This is a genomic window from Haliscomenobacter sp., assembly GCF_040403615.1.
Lineage (GTDB): Bacteria > Bacteroidota > Bacteroidia > Chitinophagales > Saprospiraceae > Haliscomenobacter.
Genome location: NZ_JBBAKG010000271.1, coordinates 1 through 1159, shown reverse-complemented (window position 1 = coordinate 1159; position 1159 = coordinate 1). Strand labels below are relative to the sequence as shown.

Below are 1159 nucleotides of genomic sequence, written 5' to 3'. Positions count from 1 at the left end.
CGCGGAACGTCGACATTCGGTGCAAGTACTTCGGGCCACGGGGTCTTCCAGGTACAGTGTGGGAACCTGGTGTTTGGTAGGTTTGGACCACCTGGAGTCCTTGTATATAGGAAGTCGAGGTGAAGTCCCTTGTATTCTTGATACCCCCTCTCTGTATACAGGGAATCGAAAGTAAAGTCCCTTGTATTTTCCATACCCACCTCTCATACAGCAGTGTATCGGAGATAAAATGCCTAACGATTTTGTTGCCCCAACAAATCCAGCAGTGCATCTGAGATAAAATCCCTAACAATTTTGTTACCCCAACAAAAATAGCAGGTGTACCCGAGATGAAATCTCTTGAAATTTTGTTACCCCAACAAAAATAGCAGGGACATTGAGACGATGTACATTGAGAAATTAATATATATAACAAAATTATATATAATTACAATGTCCGATTCACCATTCATTTTGTTACCCCAACAAAAATAGCAGTGTACCCGAGATGAAATCTCTTGAAATTTTGTTACCCCAACAAAAATAGCAGGGACTTTGAGATGAAATCACTTACAAATTTGTTACCCCAACTCATCCAGCAGGGACTCAGAGATGAATTCACTTGCATGTTCGATACCCCGCTCCCTTCACACAGGGAATCTGAGGTAAAGTCCACTGTATTATCGATCGCCCTCCTAAAATGTCGTTCCGCTTGACATGAAATACCTGATGTGTATAATACCCCCTGTATAAAACATCGTTATATATACCACGGCGGCGATGGTCAAATACACCTCCCCCCTGGTGATAGAGGAAAACCTGCTCCTGCGCGCCCGCCACTGACTGCTACCCCTGGTCCGATGCAGGCGCCGCTGGTGTGGGCCTGATAGCAATTAGGGCGCTCCCTAGGAGGATGCGAGGGAAGAACGTGGGAGACAAATAGAGACTGGGGGTAAGTGAGGTTGTATTATGAAATGTAGGTAATCACGCGCGCACCACGACGGGGGTGGCTGCGGGTGCATGCAGGCGGAGGCGGTCGGGAAGAAGAGGCACGGCGCCGGCGGGCACTTGGTCTTGGATCTTAGTGGTGGCGGCGCCTTGCAGGACCAGGGCCACCTTGATGGCAAGGAGACCGCGGCCGCGATGTGTCAGCTGTTCACCCCTCCCTCCGAGTGCATGT

1 protein-coding gene is annotated in these 1159 nt (G+C 48.9%); it reads right to left on the bottom strand.

Features of this window, described 5'->3' with window-relative positions; genetic code table 11:
- Positions 1-963: 963 nt before the first annotated feature.
- A partial coding sequence (locus ABW391_RS29520) for a hypothetical protein (RefSeq protein WP_353485491.1) occupies positions 964-1159 on the bottom strand: 196 nt, incomplete at its 5' end.